The organism is Gramella sp. AN32 (assembly GCF_023718305.1).
In the GTDB taxonomy this organism is placed as follows: Bacteria; Bacteroidota; Bacteroidia; order Flavobacteriales; family Flavobacteriaceae; genus Christiangramia; species Christiangramia antarctica.
The window spans coordinates 36,639-59,645 of record NZ_QEYO01000010.1 but is presented as its reverse complement, the minus strand read 5'-3'; the positions used below and the strand labels follow the sequence as shown (position 1 = coordinate 59,645).

Below are 23,007 nucleotides of genomic sequence, written 5' to 3'. Positions count from 1 at the left end.
TATTATTTGAAAATGTGGCAATTTGAAAATTGAACCTGGAAAATAAAGGAAAAATTAAAAAAGTTGAAATATGAAAAAAATAATTAAAACCAACAATGCCCCTGCTCCTATCGGACCTTATAACCAGGCGATTTTTGCAGGAAACACCTTATATGTTTCAGGTCAAATCGCCATCGATCCAAAATCCGGGGATTTAAAAATTGATGATCTTGAAGAGGAAACCACCCTGGTGCTGGAAAATCTAAAAGCCATTTTAACCGAAGCCGGGTTAACTTTAGACCAGGTGGTAAAAACTTCAATTTTCATAAGTGACATGAACAACTTCGGAAAAATAAACGAGGTTTATGGAAGATATTTTTCTTCGGAAAATGCTCCAGCCCGGGAAACTGTAGAAGTGGCAAATTTACCGAAGTTTGTGAATGTGGAAATTAGCGCGATCGCACTAAAGGAATAATTACATTACAAGCCTTTGATCAGAAGTTTTGCCGTGGCAGGATTTGTTGCCAACGGGACATTATGCACATCACACAAACGCATCAGCATGTATACATCTGGTTCGTGTGGATGTTTATCCAGCGGATCCCGGAAAAAGATCACCATATCCACTTTTTTCTCGGCAATTCTCGCGGCAATTTGAGCATCGCCCCCCAAAGGTCCGGAAAGTAATTTTTCCACTTCATAACCCGCGGCTTCAGTCTTGGAACCTGTGGTGCCGGTGGCGATGAGTTTAATATTTTTATGCTGTAAAATATCCCTGTTTCCATTTAGGAACTGAACCATTTCAGGCTTTTTTCCATCGTGAGCAATTATGGCGATTGTTTTCATTAGGTAGATAAGATTTCAGAAATTCTTAAAAGATCTTTATTTATTGTATGTTTTCCTTTTAGTGCTTCATCCAGATTACAGGATTCAATATCATTATTTATCATTCCAACCATAAGGCCCCGTTTTCCATCCAGTAAAAGCTCTACGGCCCTAACCGATAATCTACTGGCCAAAACCCTATCGAAACAGCTGGGCCTTCCTCCTCGTTGGATATGCCCCAAAACAGTTACACGAGCATCGTAAAAGGGTAGGTTTTCCTTTACATATTCCGCCAGCTGAAATACATTTTTACCCGTTTTATCCCCTTCAGAAACAACTACAATACTTGAAGTTTTCCCTGCCCTTCTACTTCTTTCCAAAGAATCCAAAAGCCTATCCAGACCTAAGTTCTCTTCGGGTATCAATATTTCTTCAGCACCTGCGCCAATCCCCGTATTTAAAGCAATAAAACCGGCATCCCGACCCATCACCTCCACAAAGAACAGTCTATTATGTGAACTCGCGGTATCCCGAATTTTGTCGATGGCTTCAACTACAGTATTTAAGGCGGTATCATACCCAATGGTGAAATTAGTTCCATTAATGTCGTTATCGATTGTTCCCGGTACGCCAATAATTGGAATATTATGCTCTTTGCTAAAAACCTGTCCCCCTCGAAAAGTTCCATCACCACCAATCAAAACCATGGCATCCACATCTGCTTCCCGAAGATTTGCTGCGGCTTTAGCGCGACCTTCTTCGGTCATAAATTCCTTGGAACGTGCCGATTGTAAAATGGTTCCTCCAAGATTAATCGTATTTCTAACGCTCCTTGCGTTTAAACTAACCGACTCTCCATTAATCATCCCCTGAAACCCGCGATAATAGCCCACACAATCTGTATGATAATATGCACAGGTTCTCACTACGGCCCTTATTGCCGCATTCATTCCCGGTGAATCGCCACCGGAAGTCATTACGCCTATTCTTCTAACTTTTTTTCCCATTTAGATTTTCTAATTGAAATTTAAAACTACAAATCTAATTTAATGTAGCAATGAATCATGGTAAATTAATGAATCAATTTGAAAATGTGCTAATTTGGAAATCTGGAAGCTGGAAACCGGAAACTGAAAACCGGAAACTGGAATCTGGAGGAGTTAATTTGTTGAACAGAACAATTTGAAACCTGAAAAAAGACTAAAGACTAAAGACTAAAGACAATAGACTAAAGACATTAGACATTAGACATTACAAGAGAAGACTTACAGAATAATTCTAACAGGAATAATTCTAATTTTTGGTAGTGAAATTAATAAATTCCGGAGCCGCTGTTTTAGCTGAATTCTCTTCCTCCTGTTCAGCTTCGCTTTGAGCAAGTTCTTTATTGGAAATCTTCCTGATGAGTTCCTTAAAAGTATCAAAATCTACAGAATACGAAAGTCCCACACCTTGTGTAAATCCTATTTCTTCCCCAATAAACTGGATATTATTTTCCCGGTTAAAAATAGTCGCACGAAGTGAACCATCTTCATTTAAAAGAAAATCAATTTCAAGGTCACCAATGATCACAGATTCTGTAACCCCTCCAATGGGAACTCCAACCTGACCGTTAATGATCACACGATCTGATATTTGTGTGGAAAGGGTCAATCCGAATCTATCCACAGTTTGCTGATCTGGGGTTCTGTCCCCCTGCTCATAATTCACCCCAACCTGAAATTTCCCGTCTTCATCTGAAAATATATCATTTACCAAACTCGAAGCCCTTTCTGCCAGTGTTCCATAAATAGCCGCACCGCGAAGGCCAAATTCACTATAAAAAGTTCCCTGGGTTACTAAGAATAAAGCCTGAAGTTCCTTACTCGCACGGTCGTCGATACGGTATTGCAATTCAGATTTTACGGTGGAACTGGCATTGGGAAAGTCAATGTCGAAACTAATGTCCGGTTGTTCAATTTCACCCTGAAGGTTAATGATCACATCTACAGGAATTTTCCGGTTTACAGAAGGATTTTCCAATAATACCGCAGGGTTCGCATTTAAAGAATACACCGCGCTCACATCTAATTGCGCCTGCGTTGGATTTCCATCCCAGTTTAAACTACCTCCAGATTCTACTTTAAAGACTTTTTGAACCAGCCCGGCATATTTAAAATTATATACACCTTCATAGACAATAAAGTCACCCCACATATTAAATTTCCCATTGGTATTTATTTCCAAAAGCAAACTTCCCGCACCGCGACCACGAAGGGTGCTGCCACTGGTTTGATCTACCACTACCTCAACTTCTGCATCATTAGTAATATCAAGGTCAAATATCAATTCCAGGCCTTTTACCTCTGGTAATTCAATTTCTTCTCCTGCCAGCCTTGCCGCTTTCTCTTCAGGGCTTAAAAAGTGGATAAAAGAATTATCCCCTACAGATTCGGTATCATTAAGAGGAATTTTAAAAATCGTTCCACGGGCAGTTTCCGCATTCACTTCAATCACCAATTCATCTGTAGGACCTTTGATCGTTGCTTCGCCATCTATAAAAGCCGTTCCGTAATAAAGTGCATCATCCGTAGCTTCCGTATCCAAAACCAATAAACGGTCTGATGTAATATTAAGATCAAGAAACCACTTTGAAAAGTTTTGATGTGAGATCGTTCCATCCAGGATTCCGCGGGTATTATATTTCGTATCGATTACCCGAATATTATCAAAGTTGAATTGTTGCTGTGTAAGATTAACCGTGGCATCATCTCTAAAATCGAGATCTACATTCAAATAAGGAACTTTTAAACCACTTTGTCTTAAGGTAAGTTTTCCTGAAAAATCGGGATTTTTATAATTTCCTGTAACCTTGGCATCACCACTTGCAAACCCCCGGATATCGGTTATCACATCTTTTCCCAGCGGGCTAAATGGCGCGAGGTTTAACCGGTCCAGACTAACATTTAGGTCGATAGTAGATTCGGCACCACTCACATCAATATTACCGGTTGCGGTTAAACTTTCGAAATCCTCTTTGGTTATGGTCGCATTCACCTCATAATTGGTCAGATCCTCATTGCCTCTAACATCCAGCGAGAGGTCTCCAAGATTAGTATCGTTGATCCTTAGCTCATCAATGGTCATACTGGTATTTGGAAAATAAGCCCCGTCTTCCTGTAATAAATCCAGGTTTCCGTTTAGCGTACCCGCAAGGTCAAGGCTGTCTATTTCCGGAGTGATCTTACCAATGTCCACATTCAAAAATTGCATTTTAAAGTCTTTGTAGGTGGTATCGCGAAGCGCACCGCTTAGCCTTATTTCCTCATTCTCATGGCTCATGGTAAGGGAATCTACCACCAGATCACGAAATTTATTATCAAAAACTATTTTGTTACTGCGGTTGTTTGTTTCGTTCAGGAACCAGGTGTTGTCTTTAAAGGTGAAATCAGACTTTTGGATTCCCACAACCGATTTACTTTCTTCATTTATCGTATGATAAAGGTTCAGATTAAACTGATCGTTATTCGATTTTCCACCCTTCATTTCAGATCGAATAAAAAGCGTATCGCTTTGCGTTACATTAATTAAACTGAATTCTGAAAAGTTGTAATATGGGGTAGCCACGGTATCAGCTTCGAAAAAGGTGTTATAGATGGGATTGGTATTATCTACTTGAAGGTTGATCGCTTCAGCCATATTATCAAATAAATCAATTCTTGGTGATCTAAAAGTTAGTTTAAATTCAGCTTCATCAGATTCCACTCTTCCGCGGATAAAAGTATTGGGGGCAAGTACGATCTCAGGATAAAAAACTTCAACAATTTGATTATAAATATCAAAATCAAACTGCATATATTGATTGGTAGTGATTGTTTTTGGCTCGTAATTGGTATAAATACTTCCAATGGAATTAAGAAAAAGGTCGCCCACTTCTTTCAGTTTAAAAATACCGGTTACTTCCCCACTAATCACATCTGGGGAATTGATATTAATAGTCCTTACCTGATCTTCAAAACTTGATTTTACGGTAAGATCATCAAAATAATACAGGTCATTCTGGTTTTTATAGGAAGTATTCAAAAGCATGATTTGCCCAAAAGCGTCGTCGATATTGGTTCCCCGCATGTTCATGATCACGTCTCCTTTAAATACGGAAACGGTATCGCGGGTAACAAAATTTAGTTCATTCAAATCTGCGTACTGTACGGAAGCTTCAAAATCGTACACATTAATTTCTTCGGAAACATCTGCCAAACCATTAAATTCCATCTGAAGGTTGGGATCGTTGAACATAAAATATCCGTTAAAAACCGGATTTCGAAGGTTCCCAATTATGTTGATATCGGTATACTGATAATTATTAAAATTAAAAGCGGAAATATTTCCTTTTAGTTGTGTATTTAAATTTTGCTGATCAAGACCCTTTCCGTCGAAATCCAGGTTAAAGGAAGTTTTACCCAATTTTTGATTATCTAAAAGCCTCCCGATATTAAAATTCCTGAAAATAAGCTTGCCTTTATAGGTCGCTGTGGCCGAATTATTAAAATTGTTCACATAAAAATCCCCTGTAGCCGAACCCAATTGTGTATTTACGACAATATCTGCATCAAAGGAAGTTTTGGTCACTTCAGCTTCACCTTCCAGGTGCAGGTTCCCAAAATCGATAAGTGTTTTGGGCAATTTCCCCTTAAGAGCACCCGGGAGAAAATTCACCAAATCGTAATAATTCGTATTTAAATCCCTAAAATCCCCATTCAATTTAAAAGAATTGGCACCTTCTGAAAATGCTCCAACTACACGAATATCGCCATCTACATTACTGCGGTCCATTCCTCTTAAATCCAGATTTTCCAGCTTGAAATCATTTAAGGTCCCGGATAATTCTGTTTTAAAGCGAATCAATTCATCGTTGCCAAAGCCATCATAAAAAGACCGAAGATCATCAATGGAAATCACACTCTCCCTAAAATTTGCCTGCACCTGTACCAAATTTTCAAAATCTGAAAAATCAGAAAGTTCATAATCAAAATAAACATCGGCCATGATGTAAGAACCCGGAGTTTCCAGTTCCATATCCACCAAATTCATCTTTTCAGGATCATAATGAAAATTGGTGGCCAGATTTCTAATGTCTATATTCCTGTGTTCATAACCCCTCATCGACTCGATATCGATATCAATATTCACATCGTTGATGCGGAGATCACTGGCAAATACATTAAGATTTTCAATAATTAGAACATCTTCTTTATCAAGATTTTGATCAAAATAACTATAACGACTATTTAAAATTTGAACATTATCGGCATGCAGTTCAAAATGGGAAGGATCACCGGTGGGTTCTTTCTTCAATTTTTGGATAAGAACACCAAGATTATCCTTCTCTTCATTCTTATAACGTTTCATATGCATATTCAATTCATCGATTCGGGTTGCACCCAAATTTGGAGAATTGTTAATAAGATTTACGAAACTTAAGATCGAAGATTCTACCTGGGAAGCGGTTAAAAGTGTATCCTGATGATGGTCTTCAATATAAATATCATTTAATTTTACATTACCAAAATAGCTCAGGGAAACCCGTCCAATTTGAATATTTACATCGTTTTTATCTCTAAGGGAATTGGTGATCCTTTGGGCCACGCCAGTTTGAACGGAAGGAATAGAAAACACGATCAATAAAATAATGAACAGCAAAAGCAGCACAACCACTGTTTTTGAGACTATTTTCAGAAATTTTTTGATACGTTATTATGTTTTAACTTTGCAACAAATTTACAACTTCTATGCCCAAATATTTCTGATGTTGGATCAAAAAATTAACATTTTAGCAATTGAATCTTCCTGCGACGATACGGCGGCGGCTGTACTAACCAACGACAAAATTCTATCCAATATTGTTGCCACCCAGGAAGTGCACCAACAATATGGTGGTGTGGTTCCCGAACTCGCTTCCAGGGCGCACCAGCAAAATATCGTCCCGGTGATTCACCAGGCATTGTCCAAAGCAAATATGGATAAATCGCAATTGCATGCCATTGCCTTTACCCGTGGCCCGGGATTAATGGGTTCACTTTTGGTAGGAACCTCATTTGCCAAGTCGTTATCGCTTGGCCTGGGAATACCTCTCATTGAAATTAACCACATGCAGGCCCATATCCTCGCTCATTTTATTGATGAAAAGGAATTTGATAAACCTACTTTTCCATTCCTGGCCATGACTATTAGTGGCGGGCACACGCAAATTGTAAAGGTGACCAGTTATTTTACGATGGAGGTAATAGGCCAGACCATCGATGATGCGGTTGGGGAAGCTTTTGATAAAAGCGCTAAGATTTTAGGACTACCCTATCCCGGCGGTCCATTGATCGATAAATATTCCAAAGAAGGAAATCCAAAGGCTTTCCCCTTTACCAGACCCAAAGTTGGCGGGCTCGATTTTAGTTTCAGCGGATTTAAAACCGCGGTGCTGTATTTTATTCAGAAGCAGCTAAAGGAAGATCCTCAATTTATAGAAAAGAACCTGGAAGATATTTGTGCTTCTATCCAGTATACAATTGTAGATATTTTGATGCATAAACTGAAAAAAGCGGTTAAAGAAACCGGAATCAGGCAGGTGGCTATTGGTGGTGGGGTTTCTGCTAATAGTGGGATTAGAAATGCGCTACAGGATGCTGAGAAAAAATATGGCTGGAAATGCTTTATTCCCAAATTCGAATATACTACAGATAATGCCGCAATGATTGGTATCGCCGGATATTATAAGTTTTTAGAAAAGGATTTTGCAGATTTTTCAGCCACCGCGAATTCAAGATATAAAATTTAATATGCAGCTTTTTTATCATCCGGATATTTCTAAAAAAGACGAACAGATTATTTTTCCAAAGGAAGAAAGCAGGCACATTCACAAAGTGCTTAGAAAATCTGAAGGTGATATTTTAAAAATCACCAATGGTAAAGGCCTGATCATCGATGCGGAAATTGTAAAAGCAGATCTTAAACAGTGCCTGGCCAAAATAATTTCTTCGGAAATGTCTCCGGAACCTGAATATCATTTGCATTTACTGGTTGCTCCCACCAAAATGAACGACCGCTATGAATGGTTTTTGGAAAAAGCCACGGAAATCGGCATCCATGAGATCACACCAGTAATCTGTGAGCACAGTGAAAGAAAAGTTGTGAAATTTGACAGGTTTGAACGTATTCTGCAAAGTGCGTTAAAGCAGTCCCTTCATACCAGGATTCCCCAATTGAATGAACCGCTGAATTTTTCAGAAATTATCACTATGGATCGTTTTGGTGACAATAAATTCATCGCTCATTGTGAGGAGGGAATGGAAAAGAAGTACCTTCAGGAATTAGTAGCTCCAAAAACTGAAATTGTAATTTTAATAGGTCCGGAAGGTGATTTCAGTTTAACGGAAATTGAGCAGGCCTTGCAAAACCACTGGAAACCGGTAAGCCTTGGCAATAGTAGATTAAGAACGGAAACTGCCGCAATTGTCGCCTGTCACACGGTGGCTTTGGCAAATGAAAAAGTGTCATGAAACATTGGCTTTACTTAATTATTGGATGCATTTTTTCCACATTTTCGGGCGTAAATGCTCAGGAAATTGCCGTTTTAAAATATAATGGTGGCGGTGACTGGTATTCCAATCCCACTGCACTCCCTAATCTTATCAGTTTTTGCAATGCAAATTTAAATACAAAGATTAATTCCAAACCGGAAACAGTTGAACCGGGAAATCCTGATCTTTTCCGTTTTCCGTTTATACATATGACCGGGCATGGGAATGTGGTATTTAATGCTCAGGAAATTGAGAATCTTCGGAATTATCTTTTAAGCGGGGGATTTTTACACATCGATGACAATTATGGAATGAATGAATATATTCGGAAGGAGATTAAAAAACTTTTTCCGGAGAAAGATTTAACCGAAGTTCCTGTGAATCATCCAATTTTTTCAACAGCTTATAATTTTCCTGATGGTTTGCCCAAGATTCATGAACATGATGGGAAACGACCACAAGCCTTCGGAATTTTTGAAGATAACAGGTTAGTACTCTTATTTACCTACGAAAGCGACCTGGGTGACGGCTGGGAAAGCCCTGAAGTGCACAACGATCCGGAAGAGGTACGTCAAAAAGCTTTAAAAATGGGAGCCAATATCCTTAAATATGCTTTTGAAAATTGAGCAAACAACTATCCCACGAACAAATAAATTTTAAACAAACAGAGTTTCCTATAATCCTCTTCGCCGATCGTATTTTTAGTGAAGCAAATGCAGGAAGTCTTCTAAGGCTTGCTGATGCATTCGGGATTGAGAAAATAATCTTTGCTGAAAATTTTCCGAATTTAAACAGCAACCGTTTAAAAAGAACTGCAAGAAATACTCAAAATACAGTTAAAATTGATTTTGAGGATAATGCAAAAAATAGTTTAAAAGTTTTAAAACAAAATAATTATAAAATTATCTCCCTGGAGATTACCCAGGGAAGTAAAACATTTTCAGAAATAGTATTACAGGAAAGGGAAAAAATAGTTTTAATTGCAGGTAATGAAAGACATGGCATCTCAGAAAAGCTCTTAAACCTTTCCGACGAAATTTGTCATATTGAGATGTTCGGGGAAAATAGCAGTATGAATGTGGCACAATCTGTGGCAATTGGATTGTATGAAATTTCAAAAGCAATCAAAGAGTTTCGTAAGAAATAATATATTTACGCTGTGAATTCAAAACAACTGGCCAACGGATTATTAAGAGCAGCGGGAATAATACTCGCTATTTTAATTTCCGTCTACTTTTTATACGAGATCCAATCGGTGATCCTTTATGTAATTGTTGCCGCAGTTATTGCACTTGTTGGCCGGCCCATTGTTATTTTTTTACGTTTACGCTTAAAAATACCCAATCAAATTGCTGTAATTATAGTACTGGCAATGGTTTTGGCCATTTTTATAGGTATTATTTATGTGTTTGTTCCCATTATTGTGGAACAGAGCAAATATCTTGGGCAAATTGATATTGAAGCCTTTAAGAGTGACGTCAATGATCTTAGTGATCAAATCAACACCTATCTTGGTGTTGATGAGATTAACCTGATCGAGGCGGTAGAGCGTAGTGAATTTGTACAAAGTTTCGATTTAAGCCTGATCCCAGAATTTTTAAATAATGTATTCGGGATATTAGGAGCGACCCTGGTGGCAGTCTTCTCGATCATGTTTATTTCGTTTTTCTTTTTAAAAGACAGCAAATTAATGCTCAACAGTATCCTTGTTTTTGCCAATTATGGGGAGGAGCAAAAGTTTCAGCGGGTTTTCAATAAAATTAAATTGCTGCTATCCCGTTATTTTGTGGGGTTAACTATGCAAATTATGGTACTTTTTATTCTCTATACCATTTTGCTCTCGGTTTTTGAAGTCCAGAATCCTATTGCCATCGCTTTTATTTGCGCATTCTTAAACCTGGTTCCCTATCTGGGCCCGATAATCGCTGGGGTTTTAATGGCATTATTTGTAATTTCCAGCAATCTGGGAGCAGATTTTAGTACGATTATCGTACCTCGATTAATATTTGTGATGTTGGGTTATTCCATTTGTCAGCTTATCGATAACCTTATTTCCCAACCCCTTATTTTTGGGGCGAGCGTTAAATCCCATCCCCTGGAAATATTTCTTATTATTTTAATTGCGGGCTTATTATTCGGAATTGCAGGAATGGTAGTTGCTATTCCTTTTTATACTGCATTGAAAGTGATTGCAAAAGAAACTTTAAGCGAGTATAAGATCGTAAAAAGGCTAACCAGGGATCTATAGAAACTCTATGGTCAATGAAACGATTTTCCGGAAAGATGTTCAAAAATTTATCAGGAAAAACCTTAAAATCGATCTGTCTTTATTGATCTTAAAAGGCAGCCCATTTCCTGAAGTATCTATTCAGGAACTCGCTACGCAAGTCCAGGGACTAAAGATCTCTGAAAAAAAATTTCCGCTATTTTTTTATACGGAAAATATTCTATTTCCTCCCAAATTGAATTTGGAACAAGCATCTTCTGAGCTTACAGCCCTTTACAAGGCCTCATTAATTGAAGGAAATATGGGAATAGATTTAACCGGGGGCCTGGGGATTGACTCCTATTTTATCTCAAAAAAATTTGAAAGCTTTATCTATTGTGAGCTCAACGCAGATCTTGCGAAAATTGCCAGTCATAATTTCAATAGCCTAAATGCTGTAAATATTAGGGTTGAAAAAGAAGATGCCCTTCAAGTCCTTTTTCAATCTAAGGATAAATTTGATTGGGTATATGCAGATCCGGCAAGGCGGAATGCCACAGGAGGTAAAGTTTTTAAACTGGAAGATTGTGAACCAAACCTGGTGAATAATTTAGCCGCCATCTTCAAAAAAACCGATAAACTATTAGTTAAAACCTCTCCACTCCTGGATCTTCAGGCAGGATTAAAGGAGTTAAAGCATGTAAAGGAAATTCATGTTGTAGCAATTAAGAATGAAGTTAAAGAGTTGTTATGGATCCTGGAAAAAGGCTGGCAAAGAGAACCGAAAATCATCACCATAAATATGGAGAAAAATGGGGAACAAAAATTTAAGGGAACGACAGGGCAAAATCTAATAACCCCCGAATTGGCCCCTCCTCAAAATTATTTATACGAACCAAATTCCGCAATCTTAAAAAGCGGATTGTTCAATTTGATCTCTCAAAAAACAGGAACAAAAAAACTACACCAACATTCACATTTATTCACTTCAGAAAATTTAAAAATATTTCCCGGGAGAAGTTTTCAAATAATTGATATAAAGGAATATAAACCTTCAGAATTAAAGTTATTATTAAAGAATAAAAAAGCGAATATCACCACGCGAAATTTTCCAGATTCCGTAGAGAATATTCGGAAAAAATTTAGGATAAAAGATGGCGGGAAAGATTATATTTTTTTCACCACAGATCTACACAATAAATTAATCGTCATTTTTTGCGAAAAGGTCTAAGTTCTTAGATCATAAAAGATTTGCTGCTTTCTGGAATCTTTTGGAAAGCTTAATTTTTCCAGTTCTTTTCGCGTCCGCTTTTCAAATTTTGGGATTACCTGCAGCCTGGCCTGAAACAATTCCTTTAATTCCCTTTGCAGTTTATCAAATCTATTATCGGCAATGAGTATCACCGGAAGGTCATTTCCTAAATCATCTTTCCTGGCCTCTATCACAAATAATTCGAGCTTTCCATAATTATTTAAAACCTCTATTATATGTTGTGGGTATATACTCGTGCCCTTATATTTTATCTTTTGGCGCTTCCTCCCTACTACACTACCGAGTTTTTTTGTTTGCCTCCCGCATTTACAGGTGCTTTCAGTATAACTCAACATATCCCCCGTTCCAAAACGTAGAAGCGGCATCGTTTGGGTCTGCAAGGGCGTGACCACCAGTTCCCCAATTTCTCCTGGTTTTACCTGATTTCCATTATCGTCAAGAACTTCAGAAAAGATCAAATCGCTTAATTCGTGATTTCCCTGGTGAAATTCACATTCCATAAAAGCCGTAGACATTTCGGTGCTGGCATAGGTGGAAAACAATTCGATATTCCATTTCTCTTTGATCCTTCTTCCTAAAGCATTTAATTCAAAATTGGGATCTCGCAAAGGTTCGCCAATACAAACTGCCGCTTTTACAGAAGAGTTTTTATAATCGATGCCATTTTCTTCGGCATAGTCAACAAGTTTTAATAGGAAAGAAGGAACCGCGACGATATATTTTGGTTGAAAACGCTGAATGCTGTCCCATTGTAATAAAGGCAAACCACTTCCACTTCGAATAATTCCCGCACCGAGTTTACGTAACCCCAGAAAATAAGCCATTCCGGCCATGAATCTGCGATCCAATGTGGTAGTTATAATAACTTTATCCTGCTTTGTAACTCCGGCCATTCTAAAGGCTTCAAATTCATTCTGGGCCAACCTGTGCAGATCATGATCATTCAACATAAAATTCACTGGATTCCCCAGAGTCCCGGAAGTGGTCACGTAATCGATCACATCTTCCTCGGGAACGCTTAAAAACTGAGAATTAAAACGCTGCAGGTCTTCTTTCGTAGTAACGGGCAGTTTTTGAAAATCAGAATAATCGAAAATCTTTTTAGCGTTAAAGTTTAAATCTTTGAAAAGCTTCTGATAATATGGAGAATTTTTCCGGGTATAAGTCAGTTGCTCTTGCAGGAACTGCCATTGCTTTTTTTTAATAAAATCTTTATCCTGAAAATATAAATCCTGCATCTTATAATTTTCGCCTGGTTTTTCTAATAAATTTCTGCAACTCCTTTGCATCCTGCATGGTAGTTATAACCTTTTCTGAAGCAGTCAGAAATTTCTGATAGGCTTTTTTATAGGATTTATGCTGGTAATAGATCCTGCCCGCCAGGAAATGGGACTCCCAAAATTCAGGATTATACCGGGTTAGTTGCATAGCTTTTGCTTCTAAAATTAAAATTTTATGCTCCAGTTTTAATTTTACTTCCTGCTCCAGTTTTCTGAATTTTTTATAGTTACTGAATGCTGATGTGTGAATAAAATCACTTTCCGGAATCAGGCTTTCTTCATTCATCACGCTTGCCGGAACATTTCCTTTTTGAAACTTCTGAAATACTTCCTCCAGATCATAACTCACAAACGCTCCCATCTGGTAAGGATTAGCCGATACCCATACTTTTTTATCTTGCGGTTGAAAAATAATCCCATGGTGCGCCAATAACTGGTTGATCGCCTTTTCATTTCCCATCCCCAACTCTTCCCCTTCTACTCCTTTTCTATTCCGAAGGATTGAAACAGCAATTTCCGGGGTGATCTTTTGAGTTTCTGAAATAAGTTCGGTCATCCTCTGAAATCTATAATTACTATGGCTTTCTTCGATAGTTTTTTTATTCCTCCTATCGTTCTTGTAGGTATTACTTTGAAATTGATTGCTGCAAATAAGCTGACTGGAATTTCCAACCTCGTAAACCCCTAAATCGTGCGGGGAAACCTCAATGAGGATTGCCTTTTTTTCAGAAGCACTTCCCACCATAATAGATTCGGAAACGAATACTTCCCTCTTTTTGGCAATTTTTATCGCCTCTTCGGTATTTTCAGCATATTGCAATATTTCACGGGCAACCAGAGTGACAGGTGTTTTGGCGATTAGAGGGATCTTAGATTTTCCGGCATTGATGGTTACGGTAACTCCCTTTTCGTTCATCCCGCTCACCGCGCCAATCATACCGCCCCAGGTATACATCATAAATTTATTGCCTTTATCCGGATTATAAAAAGCGGCGATTTTCTGGCTCCCAAATTCATCACCGGCATAAAAGTCAAAATTTCTTCCAATAAGCAATTCACCATCTTCAGTTTTCTCTTCCCAGGCAGCAAAACTTGTGCAGCCCACCAGCATAAGATCCTGCAAGGCATGGCCAATATCATGAGCCCCATGAAAATAGAGCATACGAATATAGGCAGGGGCAAAATCATTATATTTTGGTAGAGCATATCTGGAAACGCCATAAATCTCCTGTTTGTATTCTTCGGGAACATGCAAATACATTTTGCGATTGAACCAGGCTACCGTTTTTTTGAGAAAATCCCGATACACTTCGGAAGGCACCATATTTTCCAGTTTTCCCATAAAGGCATTTTCCTGGTGATGGATTAATTCCCGGCTAAGGTTTCCATTTGCAATACCCATTTCCAGCGGACTGCCTTCCAGATATAATTCCCAAATACCAAATTTGTTTTGATAGAGACTATTTTTTCCCAGAGAATAATGAGTTTCGCTATGTTTTATTCGGTTGGTATCAATTTGTTCAATGCTCGATATATCTGGTTTTTGCCGCATGGATTTTTTTACGCCACAGGCCTGCATTATTAAAATTACACTTAGTAAATACCAGTACTTCATCAGGTCATTTTCGCATAGACCAGCAATTTATTCTGCCGGTATTCCAGTTCAAAATTAAGATCTAAGAGCCATCTGCTGTTACTATCAGATTCTAAAAAGATTACTTTTTTAGCCGTTTTTGAAATGGCATCCTTTAATTCATCCAGGGAATCAAAATGGCCATGAACGATAAAAACTTCAGAAGATTTAATGTCTTTTAATTTAGAAGTGAAATTTAAATTCGGTTTTTTGGTTTTTGCAATTTGCCGGGCAATCCTCAAATCTTCGCGATCATGTTCATATCCCGTAATTTCCATATTTCTGAATTTATAATAAAGAAATATGGCCAACAATCCACATTTAGAATTGAGAATAGCCACGTTTTCCTCCTCTTTTAGAAAACTGCTTAGCTTCAAGTAGCGTTCCTGTTGAATTTTAAAAGCTTTTTTTATTTTTCCGAAAACTGATTTATACCGGTAATCATTATAAACCTTCTTTTTATTATACAAGGTTTCAGTTTTAGGTTCCTTTCTGAAACCTTTCAGCAATTGAAATGAATATACCTTTTTACCTAAAGCTATTCGATCGAAAACTAATTTTCTGAACAGGAAACCTTGTAAAGTGAAGCTAACCAGAACAGCGGTTAAAATTCCAATTATCGAAACTATTGAAATTGACTTTAATGCCGGGTGCCTGGCAAAAATTAACGCTCCCATTCCCAATAAGGTAGTGATCACCGAAATTAAAATGGAGGTTTGATAGGTTTTTAAATCTTTTTTACCCGTTTCATACTCCTTTAAAAAGGAGTTCGTCACAAATATGCTATAATCCAGCCCCAAACCAAATATAAAAGTGCAGATAATGATATTTAAAACATTGAACTGAATTTCAAAAATTGCCATAATCCCAAGGGCGGTAAACCATGTGATGCCAATAGGCAGGATCGTAAAAAGGCTCAATTCAATATTTCGGTAACTGATCAATAAAATTAGAAAAACTGCGAGAATAGAAATATAAATAAGATTGTTAAAATTATCTTTCAGCTGGCTTAAAAAGCTTTCATTTAGCGCTTTCCTATCCAGGACAAGGATTCCTTCCTGATCTTTAAATTTTTCAAAAATCTTTTCAGAATTAGTTTCCGGAATATTTACTGAACTTGATACCACCGCAAAATCCTCACTTTCAGAAATAAAATCATCCAGGTAAAAAGCGCCCGCGGCATTATATTCCTGTAAACCAATACTTGAAAAATCCTTTTGTAACTGCTCATAGAATTGATTGAAGCTTTCCGGTTTAAAACTATAATGGGAAGAAGTTTCAATGAGATTAGTTTTAAGATTATCTTGTTTTTCGACGCTCCAATATTCTTTCCATCTCTCGATACGGGAATTTTGTGTCACATTAGACAAAATCACCCCGCCAACACTACTAAAACTATTGATCTCATCTCTTTGTTCAAGCTCCTTTAATTGCGTATATAGCTGATTATTAATCTGTAAGGCTTCATCTAAATTTCGTCCATAAGTAGCCAGATAGATATTTTTACCGGTCTGCCCGGCAATGCCCTCAATTCGTTTTTCCTTTTGAACTATTTTTTCAGGTTGATAATTAAGATTATTAAGGTCTTCATTAAATTTAACTTTCTGAAAGAAGAATAAAGAGATTACAAAAATTACTAATATTCCATAAACCAGGAACTTATATTTAGAAAAATCTATAGCAGCAAAACGATCGATAAAAGTTTCCCGGGTAAGCAGGGAAATTTTAGGATTATAAAGCCATGGAACTAAAATGAGGGCAAAGATAGCGGAGAAAAATACACTTACCGCCGCAAAGATCCCAAGATCCAACAGCGCTTCGCTATTTACAAAAGTCAGGCATAAAAAAGCAATTGCCGTTGTAATACTGCTCATTAAAACAGGCTTACTTATTTCCTTAAAAAGTAAATGTGGATTTTGATTATTCCTGTAATGTGTCAAAATATGAAGGGCATAGTCTAAGGTCACACCCAGGAGAACCGCCCCAATCCCTAATGAAATAGCAGAAACATTTTCTTTAAAGATGCTCAATACTGCTAAACCGGTTAATCCGCCAAAGAGAGTGGGAAGAAAAAGTATGACCGGGACTAATGGTTTTCGATATACATAGAGCAGAAGAATTAATAATAATCCCAAAGCGATGCCCAAAGTTTTGTTTATATCAGATTTGATCCTGTTCGCATTGGCCAACGCGTAAAGGACTCCGCCAAAATATTCAGCTTTAATGCCGGGATGTTTTCGATCTAATTCCGCGATTTTCTGATCCAGAAGTGTAATGAACTTTTCATTCTTTCCGGTTTCCGCAGCACTTATATTTGGATCAATAAAAATAATGATATGTTGACGGTCTTTTGTGATCAGGTAATTCCTATAAATACTGAAGTTTTCACCAACCTGAAGTTCCCGCAATTTATTAAGTCCAAGACCTGTAAAACCCAAAGGATCTTTAAAAAAATAATTTTTGGTTACAATACCTGTTGGTGCCATTAACTGCCGGTATCCTGAAGAAATTTCAGACTGGATAGAGTCCCTTTCAATTTTTTGGGAAATAATATCAAAGTCGGCTTCATTTAGAAAAACGGGAAGATGGTCATAAACAAAATTATAAACGGTATTGATCTCCCTATCAGCTATTTTCCCCTGAACTTCCCTAATGTACTCTGAAAACTCAGCATCAAAACTTTCCGTGAGTTCATTTGCATAGGCAACCAGTGAATCGGGTTCATTGTTTTCATTTTCCGCGGAAATTGTAAGGATGATTTTATCCTTAAAACTGGTTTCCTGTAAAACCCTTTTTAAAATTTCCTGATCATCTCCAGTAGGGATTAATTTGGTAATGTCTTCTTCAAAGTTGATTTGAAGCGCAACTATAGTACAGAGCGCGGCATATATAAAAAGAAAGATGCCCCCAAGAATTTTCCGGCCAAGAAGAAATTTATAAATATTCAGAAAGAAATTCGGCATCAAGGTTTTACCACCCTCTTTTGGTTAAGTACCGAAAATAAAAAATAAAAAACGATCCATAGACAAATTGCAGAGATAATTGCCAGGGATAAGCTTCCAATTACATATTGCCAAACACCTTCAAAAACATCCTTCCCAGATTTAAAATGATCTAATTTTAGATTCCAATTAAATCCTTCCCCGGTAATCAAGGAACCCATTTGATAGCTGGCATAAATAATAAAAGGAATAAGCGGCGGGATACTAATATTACTGAATAAAAACGCCAGGACTTTATTCAGGCGGAAAGTCGCGGCCAGACTAAAAACCAGCAACGTATGTAAACCCCAAAATGGTGAAATCCCCACAAAAACCCCCAAGGCAATGGCACCGGCCTTTTTATATGCAGGTTCTTCACTTTTCAGGACATCTTCCTTCCAGAACTTTCTGAGGCCTTTTTTTCTAAAATCCCTGTACTTATTTCTAGGATGGATATAAAAAAACGACACCAAAACGAACCACATATAAAGCACTACTATGCGTACGATATCCCAAAAAGGCCTAAAATGGGTTACCCGGCCCTCAGGATACAATACTTTTATAGGAATATTCCTGACTTCAGCACCCTTCCAACAGGCTTTTACGATCACTTCAATTTCCAACTCAAATTTCCAGGTAATCAATTTCAGGGAATTCACTATTTTCAAAGGATACAACCGAAATCCACTTTGGGTATCATTTAATTCTTCACCGGTAACCACCATATACCAGAAATTCGAAAATCTATTGCCTTTACTGCTTTTTCCCGGGATATCATCCTGTCCCATATTACGGTCACCTACCAGTAAAAGTGGAGGCCCTGAAGCTTTTCTTTTCTCCAATTCAATAAGAAAAACATTCAGATCATCTGGATAATGCTGCCCGTCTGAATCTATACTTATCGCGTAATCAAACCCCAGCTCTTGGGCATATTTAAAGGCTGTGCGAAGGGCAGATCCTTTACCTTTATTTATTAAATGTGTTTGGTGATGAAGTTCAGGATGGTTTTTAAGAATTTCTTCGGTTTCATCGGTTGAGCCATCATTTACAACGATAATACTATCCGTGTAAATTTTTAAATTGGTCAAAAATTCCTGTAGGGAACTGCCATTGTTATAGGTTGGAACAATCACACAGCAATTTAATTGCGCAAATCTGGTTTGAAAAATTGGCTGGTTTTCCACGGAAGAATTTCAGCAAAAGTATTACTAATTTTCAGAGAAACCATACGAAGGGAATTAGGCTATATTTACTGATACAAAGAATTGATTTTTAATACAATACCGTTCTTGTTCTTAGCTATTGCTTTAAGCTTAAAGAATTCCCCAGCATCTTCAATTTCAGATTCCAAAATTAAATTTGGATCATTATTTGGATCACAAACAGCAGTAAATTTCACATTATTAGCCCGGACTAACTGAAGCTTTTTGTTAGAAATACGTTCGACTTCTTCCTTAAAAAGATGCATTAAAACAACCCCCGGAGTGACCGGGCGATTTGGGAAATGCCCCTTATATAATTCGTGGCCTTTATTAATTTCCACTTCGGTAATATGAAAACCATTATTTTCTACTGAACTTTTTACCGAATAAAAATTATCTAAGACCATACATGTATTTTCTTAATGTTTAAAAACAGAATCGGCAATGGGCTGATTCAATTTGATGTTCTTTAAAGCAATTTCCGTAAAATCGCCCGAAGAATCAATTAATTTAACGTTAGTGATCAAATGAGACGCGTCAAAACTTATCCAGATCTCTTTGACCATTTCTGAAAGTTTTTTATTTTTAGGGATCAGTTTGGCCACAGGTTTTTCTTTATTATAATAAGTGACCGCAAAATCTTTTTCAGCACTCAGAATTTTTCCGTTCATACTTCCCGAGATCATATCGCCCATTTTCTCGAATATTTTATTCGAAGACATATCTACTTCCTGGAAATGGGTCCCATCCGCAATAAACAGTTTCGAATCTATGAAAAGCAACTGGTAATTATAAGGTTGGTGGTATTCCCATTTTAATTGGTTGGGCGCCATGAAATAGATTTTTCCCTTACTTTCCGCTTCTCCGTCCATCATTTCCATTGATCGGTTCTGGGCAAAATCTGCAGAAAGACTTTCAAGTTTACCGGCTTTTTCTAAAACTTTATGCTGAAATGCATCCTTTTCAGAAGGTGTCATTTCAACATTTTGAGCTAGCAGTCCACAACTGAACAGCAAAAGGAATATTTTAAGTATACGCATTGATATCAAATAATACATCGGGCCTCACAACGCCGAAATTTTGTTTTTCTAAATTAACCAATAATTGTTCCAACAATTCCGGGGTTTTAGCCGGGGGATCGTGTAAAATAATTAAATCGCCAGATTTTACTTTTCGAGTGATGCGGTTTAGAATGGTATCTGCTGAAGTCGTAACGGCATCATAAGGCCTCACGCTCCAACCTATAACCTGATGCCCGGTCTTTTCCAAGGCATTTTTTATCTTTGGATTAATAACCCCAAAAGGTGGGCGGTATAATTTTAACTTCACCCCGCCAACTTTATTGGCTACAGCATCACATTGTTCTATTTCTGCAACAATTTTTTTAGCCTTTAGAATCCCCATAGTCCTTGTATGGGAATAAGTGTGATTACCAACCACATGCCCCCGGGAAATGATCTCTTTAAATATTTCCGGATATCGCTGAATATTTTTTCCAACACAGAAAAAGGCCACCTTTGCCGAATGTTGATCCAGAACATCTAAGATCTTCAACGTATTGGGAACGGGCCCGTCATCAAAACTTAGGGCGATATTTTTTCCCGGGTATGCCGGGTTCTTATGGTAGGCTTTTACAAAATAGTTCAGCTGAATATTGGTAGACAAAAACAGCATCAACAAAACATACAAGGAAAGGGGCCCAAATACCCAGTAAATCGAAATTTTGAAGATCAGGTTGGCAATGATTACCAGGATTAGGCAAATTATGGTGATGATATTAACCGACTTATGTTTAGGCATTTTCCAATAAGATCAAACTGTGATTTTTTCCCAAATATTGATTATAAATTAGTGCATATTTCGGGTTTACCATATCAATGTCGTTCAATTTAAAAACTTCGGAAATTTTATTCAATTTAAAAATTTGGGAAGCAAGCCAAAGGGCATATGAGGAAATGCTATTATTTTCCCCCACCAAATGTTTATACGCAATTTGCGGAGTTTCTTTAAATATTGAATCCTGAAGTGCCTTATAATAATTGTCATAACGTGCATCCCCATTATTGCCCATTATCACAAAACCAATATCTTTTGAAGTCAATTTATACGTATCCAAAAATTGGAAAATCCATGAGTTTAGATTTTCCAATTCACAATTCAATCTAATTTCCACATCTAACAATTCTGCATAAGCCTTATTCGGTTTAGAAGTGAAAACGAATGCATGGGCAGACTCTGCTATAATTGTTCCCGAAGTAGTTGAATTTAGTAAAACAAGATTGCTGATTTTTTCCTGTTTTAACTGCCCGTCAAAATTCTCAAAATCGGTAATAATGTCTGCGTTTTCTTCTACTCCACCCACCAGGGCATTCTCCGATTCCCCTGATCCTATTTTCATCATCGCATCCAATATTGCAGTTTCAAAGGAATTGGAATTCTGGGAATAGGTCATATTATAAGCATTACACTTTAAATGCAAGGCGATCTGGCCGCCAATTGTATTATGAGTTGACTGGATAAAGGAAGTGGGACTTAACAATCCTTCCCGGGAGTCCAGCATTTGAACCAGAAACTTTTCAGTATCCTGCAGGCAACCTTTCCCGGTTCCAAATATGATATTCTGCGGAATTTCAATTTTTGCCTCTTTAAGAGCATTTAGGGAAGTCCATAGACCCATTTTTACCGCTTTAGACATTCGCCGAAGCATCATGGGGGCAATAATGGATTTATAATTTTTATCAAGAGCCGCAATATTATTTTCTGAATAAAGGGCAACATTTCCATTTTCCACAACAGCATCTTCCTGTGCTGAAATTGAAGCGATACCATTTATAAAAACCCTATTCATCTTTGCTGAAAATTAAAGAGGTACAATTCCCCCCAAATCCCAGGGAATTAGAAAGAACGTGTCTCAAATTAGCTTTTCTGATTATGCTTACCGGCGAATATCCGGTTTCTTGCATAGCTTCAGCAAAATTTAAGTTAGGGAAAATCTTATTTTCTGAAATTGATAAAATACTGAAGATAGCTTCCAGTGCACCGGCAGCTCCCAGGGTGTGACCTGTATAAGCTTTCGTAGAACTAAAAAGCGGAATATCTTCGCCAAAAAATCGTTGTATCGCCATGCTTTCAGAAAGATCGTTATTCAGGGTGCCGGTTCCGTGAGCATTGATATAATCGATTTGTGATTTTTCCAATCCTGCTATCTTTAACGCTTTTTCCATGGCTAAAAAAGCACCCTCTCCATTTTGCGAAGATGCAGTCTGGTGAAAGGCATCGTTTGCATTTCCAAAACCAGAAATCCTGGCAATAGGTTTATTTTGAACTAAATCATCTGCTTCCAGCATTAAATATGCTGCAGCTTCGCCCAGGTTTAATCCATCTCTTCGATCATCGAAAGGTTTGCAGGGATTTGAAGAAAGGATTTTTAAACTGTTGAACCCGTTTAAGGTGAATTTCGTTAAACAATCTGTACCGCCTACAATCACTCTTTTTAATCTCCCGCACTGGATCATCCTTGCTCCTACCAGAATGGCATTTGCAGAGGAGGAACAGGCCGTGCTTATATTGGTTACAACAGAATTCAATTCAAAATACTCCGCAATTTTTTCAGTAGTAAAACCGGGGTGTTGCGCCTGGATAAAACGGTTATTTTCTGAATTTGCAGCATACTGTTTGAAATGTTTCTCTGTAGCATCTATACCTCCCACACTTGTCCCGGAAATAAAACCGGTTTCTTCGGGAAATTTTTCCCATCCAAGATTTTTAAGGAGTTCTTTAACCGCAAAGGTTCCCAGTAACGCAGCGCGGGTATAGGCCTGCGTTTTTGGTAAATTCAGAATTTCACTTAATTCAGTATTATTGAATTTTATTTCGCCAACCGGTAAATGCGTATGCGTGGTTTGTAATATTTCGGGAAAAGAAATCCCTGATTTTGAACTGGATAAAGCCTCTAAATTTTCAGAAAGATGATGACCGATACTGGAAATTACTCCCATTCCTGTTACGGCGATTCCTTTCATTTATAATTTGATAATTAATTGTGGCCTAATTTGGCAATTAATAAGGGCTTTTCCAA

Annotated in this window: 19 protein-coding genes; 7 read left to right on the top strand and 12 right to left on the bottom strand. The window is 37.6% G+C overall.

All coding sequences use genetic code 11. From position 1 onward, the window contains the following. Positions 1-70 precede the first annotated feature (70 nt). Complete coding sequence (locus tag DHD80_RS12225; protein WP_251741479.1) at positions 71-454, top strand: RidA family protein; 384 nt, start codon at positions 71-73, stop codon at positions 452-454. Positions 455-459: 5 nt separating this feature from the next. Here the strand turns inward: DHD80_RS12225 and DHD80_RS12220 are convergent, their stop codons facing one another. The 3 genes from DHD80_RS12220 to DHD80_RS12210 all read right to left on the bottom strand — a co-directional run bounded on the left by DHD80_RS12220 (position 460) and on the right by DHD80_RS12210 (position 6,492). Beyond that, positions 460-825 (bottom strand): methylglyoxal synthase, encoded by a 366-nt coding sequence (locus tag DHD80_RS12220; RefSeq protein ID WP_251741477.1) that lies wholly within the window; start codon positions 823-825, stop codon positions 460-462. After that, positions 825-1,811: a 6-phosphofructokinase gene (gene pfkA, locus DHD80_RS12215; RefSeq protein WP_251741476.1), complete on the bottom strand. Its 987-nt coding sequence runs from the start codon at positions 1,809-1,811 to the stop codon at positions 825-827. The genes DHD80_RS12220 and pfkA overlap by 1 nt, the downstream gene beginning before the upstream one ends. Before the next feature lie 286 nt (positions 1,812-2,097). Beyond that, on the bottom strand, positions 2,098-6,492 hold the full coding sequence (locus DHD80_RS12210; RefSeq protein ID WP_251741474.1) for a translocation/assembly module TamB: 4,395 nt from the start codon (positions 6,490-6,492) through the stop codon (positions 2,098-2,100). Positions 6,493-6,589: 97 nt separating this feature from the next. Here DHD80_RS12210 and tsaD point away from each other — a divergent pair, with 97 nt between their 5' ends. From tsaD to DHD80_RS12180, 6 genes are read left to right on the top strand one after another with little or no spacing between them, the layout of a single operon-like run. Next, positions 6,590-7,612 (top strand): tRNA (adenosine(37)-N6)-threonylcarbamoyltransferase complex transferase subunit TsaD, encoded by a 1,023-nt coding sequence (tsaD, locus tag DHD80_RS12205; protein ID WP_251741470.1) that lies wholly within the window; start codon positions 6,590-6,592, stop codon positions 7,610-7,612. A 1-nt stretch (position 7,613) separates the two neighbouring features. Next, on the top strand, positions 7,614-8,333 hold the full coding sequence (locus DHD80_RS12200; RefSeq protein ID WP_251741469.1) for a 16S rRNA (uracil(1498)-N(3))-methyltransferase: 720 nt from the start codon (positions 7,614-7,616) through the stop codon (positions 8,331-8,333). Continuing rightward, positions 8,330-8,980 (top strand): DUF4159 domain-containing protein, encoded by a 651-nt coding sequence (locus tag DHD80_RS12195; protein ID WP_251741468.1) that lies wholly within the window; start codon positions 8,330-8,332, stop codon positions 8,978-8,980. The genes DHD80_RS12200 and DHD80_RS12195 overlap by 4 nt, the downstream gene beginning before the upstream one ends. After that, positions 8,977-9,501, top strand: coding sequence for a TrmH family RNA methyltransferase (locus tag DHD80_RS12190; protein ID WP_251741460.1), 525 nt, complete (start codon positions 8,977-8,979; stop codon positions 9,499-9,501). The genes DHD80_RS12195 and DHD80_RS12190 overlap by 4 nt, the downstream gene beginning before the upstream one ends. 12 nt (positions 9,502-9,513) lie before the next feature. Further along, positions 9,514-10,602, top strand: coding sequence for an AI-2E family transporter (locus DHD80_RS12185; RefSeq protein WP_251741459.1), 1,089 nt, complete (start codon positions 9,514-9,516; stop codon positions 10,600-10,602). A gap of 7 nt (positions 10,603-10,609) precedes the next feature. After that, positions 10,610-11,791, top strand: a complete 1,182-nt coding sequence (locus DHD80_RS12180) for a class I SAM-dependent methyltransferase (RefSeq protein WP_251741458.1) — start codon at positions 10,610-10,612, stop codon at positions 11,789-11,791. Here the strand turns inward: DHD80_RS12180 and DHD80_RS12175 are convergent. From DHD80_RS12175 to DHD80_RS12135, 9 genes are all read right to left on the bottom strand, one after another. Next, positions 11,788-13,071, bottom strand: coding sequence for an AMP-binding protein (locus tag DHD80_RS12175; protein WP_251741457.1), 1,284 nt, complete (start codon positions 13,069-13,071; stop codon positions 11,788-11,790). The genes DHD80_RS12180 and DHD80_RS12175 overlap by 4 nt on opposite strands. A 1-nt stretch (position 13,072) precedes the next feature. Continuing rightward, entirely contained in the window at positions 13,073-14,728 is a 1,656-nt protein-coding gene (locus DHD80_RS12170; protein WP_251741455.1) for a C45 family peptidase, read from the bottom strand. Beyond that, positions 14,728-17,709 carry an MMPL family transporter gene (locus DHD80_RS12165; RefSeq protein ID WP_251741454.1) on the bottom strand — a complete coding sequence of 994 codons (2,982 nt, stop codon included), beginning with the start codon at positions 17,707-17,709 and terminating at the stop codon, positions 14,728-14,730. Before DHD80_RS12165 ends, DHD80_RS12170 begins: the two co-directional genes overlap by 1 nt. Then, positions 17,709-18,911 carry a DUF2062 domain-containing protein gene (locus DHD80_RS12160; protein WP_251741453.1) on the bottom strand — a complete coding sequence of 401 codons (1,203 nt, stop codon included), beginning with the start codon at positions 18,909-18,911 and terminating at the stop codon, positions 17,709-17,711. The genes DHD80_RS12165 and DHD80_RS12160 overlap by 1 nt, the downstream gene beginning before the upstream one ends. Before the next feature lie 65 nt (positions 18,912-18,976). Next, positions 18,977-19,336: a hydroxymyristoyl-ACP dehydratase gene (locus DHD80_RS12155; RefSeq protein ID WP_251741452.1), complete on the bottom strand. Its 360-nt coding sequence runs from the start codon at positions 19,334-19,336 to the stop codon at positions 18,977-18,979. A 12-nt stretch (positions 19,337-19,348) separates the two neighbouring features. Continuing rightward, complete coding sequence (locus DHD80_RS12150) at positions 19,349-19,969, bottom strand: outer membrane lipoprotein carrier protein LolA (RefSeq protein WP_251741451.1); 621 nt, start codon at positions 19,967-19,969, stop codon at positions 19,349-19,351. Then, positions 19,956-20,729, bottom strand: coding sequence for a polysaccharide deacetylase family protein (locus DHD80_RS12145; RefSeq protein WP_251741450.1), 774 nt, complete (start codon positions 20,727-20,729; stop codon positions 19,956-19,958). The genes DHD80_RS12150 and DHD80_RS12145 overlap by 14 nt, the downstream gene beginning before the upstream one ends. Beyond that, complete coding sequence (locus tag DHD80_RS12140; RefSeq protein WP_251741448.1) at positions 20,722-21,777, bottom strand: beta-ketoacyl synthase chain length factor; 1,056 nt, start codon at positions 21,775-21,777, stop codon at positions 20,722-20,724. The genes DHD80_RS12145 and DHD80_RS12140 overlap by 8 nt, the downstream gene beginning before the upstream one ends. After that, positions 21,770-22,951, bottom strand: a complete 1,182-nt coding sequence (locus DHD80_RS12135; RefSeq protein ID WP_251741447.1) for a beta-ketoacyl-[acyl-carrier-protein] synthase family protein — start codon at positions 22,949-22,951, stop codon at positions 21,770-21,772. The genes DHD80_RS12140 and DHD80_RS12135 overlap by 8 nt, the downstream gene beginning before the upstream one ends. Between the last annotated feature and the right edge of the window lie 56 nt (positions 22,952-23,007).

Bases quoted from the DNA above. Each gene is read 5' to 3' on its own strand.
- DHD80_RS12225 (WP_251741479.1), top strand. From the start codon at position 71: ATGAAAAAAATAATTAAAACCAACAATGCCCCTGCTCCTATCGGACCT.
- DHD80_RS12220 (WP_251741477.1), bottom strand. From the start codon at position 825: ATGAAAACAATCGCCATAATTGCTCACGATGGAAAAAAGCCTGAAATG.
- pfkA (WP_251741476.1), bottom strand. From the start codon at position 1,811: ATGGGAAAAAAAGTTAGAAGAATAGGCGTAATGACTTCCGGTGGCGAT.
- tsaD (WP_251741470.1), top strand. From the start codon at position 6,590: ATGTTGGATCAAAAAATTAACATTTTAGCAATTGAATCTTCCTGCGAC.
- DHD80_RS12200 (WP_251741469.1), top strand. From the start codon at position 7,614: ATGCAGCTTTTTTATCATCCGGATATTTCTAAAAAAGACGAACAGATT.
- DHD80_RS12195 (WP_251741468.1), top strand. From the start codon at position 8,330: ATGAAACATTGGCTTTACTTAATTATTGGATGCATTTTTTCCACATTT.
- DHD80_RS12180 (WP_251741458.1), top strand. From the start codon at position 10,610: ATGGTCAATGAAACGATTTTCCGGAAAGATGTTCAAAAATTTATCAGG.
- DHD80_RS12175 (WP_251741457.1), bottom strand. From the start codon at position 13,071: ATGCAGGATTTATATTTTCAGGATAAAGATTTTATTAAAAAAAAGCAA.
- DHD80_RS12170 (WP_251741455.1), bottom strand. From the start codon at position 14,728: ATGAAGTACTGGTATTTACTAAGTGTAATTTTAATAATGCAGGCCTGT.
- DHD80_RS12165 (WP_251741454.1), bottom strand. From the start codon at position 17,709: ATGCCGAATTTCTTTCTGAATATTTATAAATTTCTTCTTGGCCGGAAA.
- DHD80_RS12155 (WP_251741452.1), bottom strand. From the start codon at position 19,336: ATGGTCTTAGATAATTTTTATTCGGTAAAAAGTTCAGTAGAAAATAAT.
- DHD80_RS12150 (WP_251741451.1), bottom strand. From the start codon at position 19,969: ATGCGTATACTTAAAATATTCCTTTTGCTGTTCAGTTGTGGACTGCTA.
- DHD80_RS12145 (WP_251741450.1), bottom strand. From the start codon at position 20,729: ATGCCTAAACATAAGTCGGTTAATATCATCACCATAATTTGCCTAATC.
- DHD80_RS12140 (WP_251741448.1), bottom strand. From the start codon at position 21,777: ATGAATAGGGTTTTTATAAATGGTATCGCTTCAATTTCAGCACAGGAA.
- DHD80_RS12135 (WP_251741447.1), bottom strand. From the start codon at position 22,951: ATGAAAGGAATCGCCGTAACAGGAATGGGAGTAATTTCCAGTATCGGT.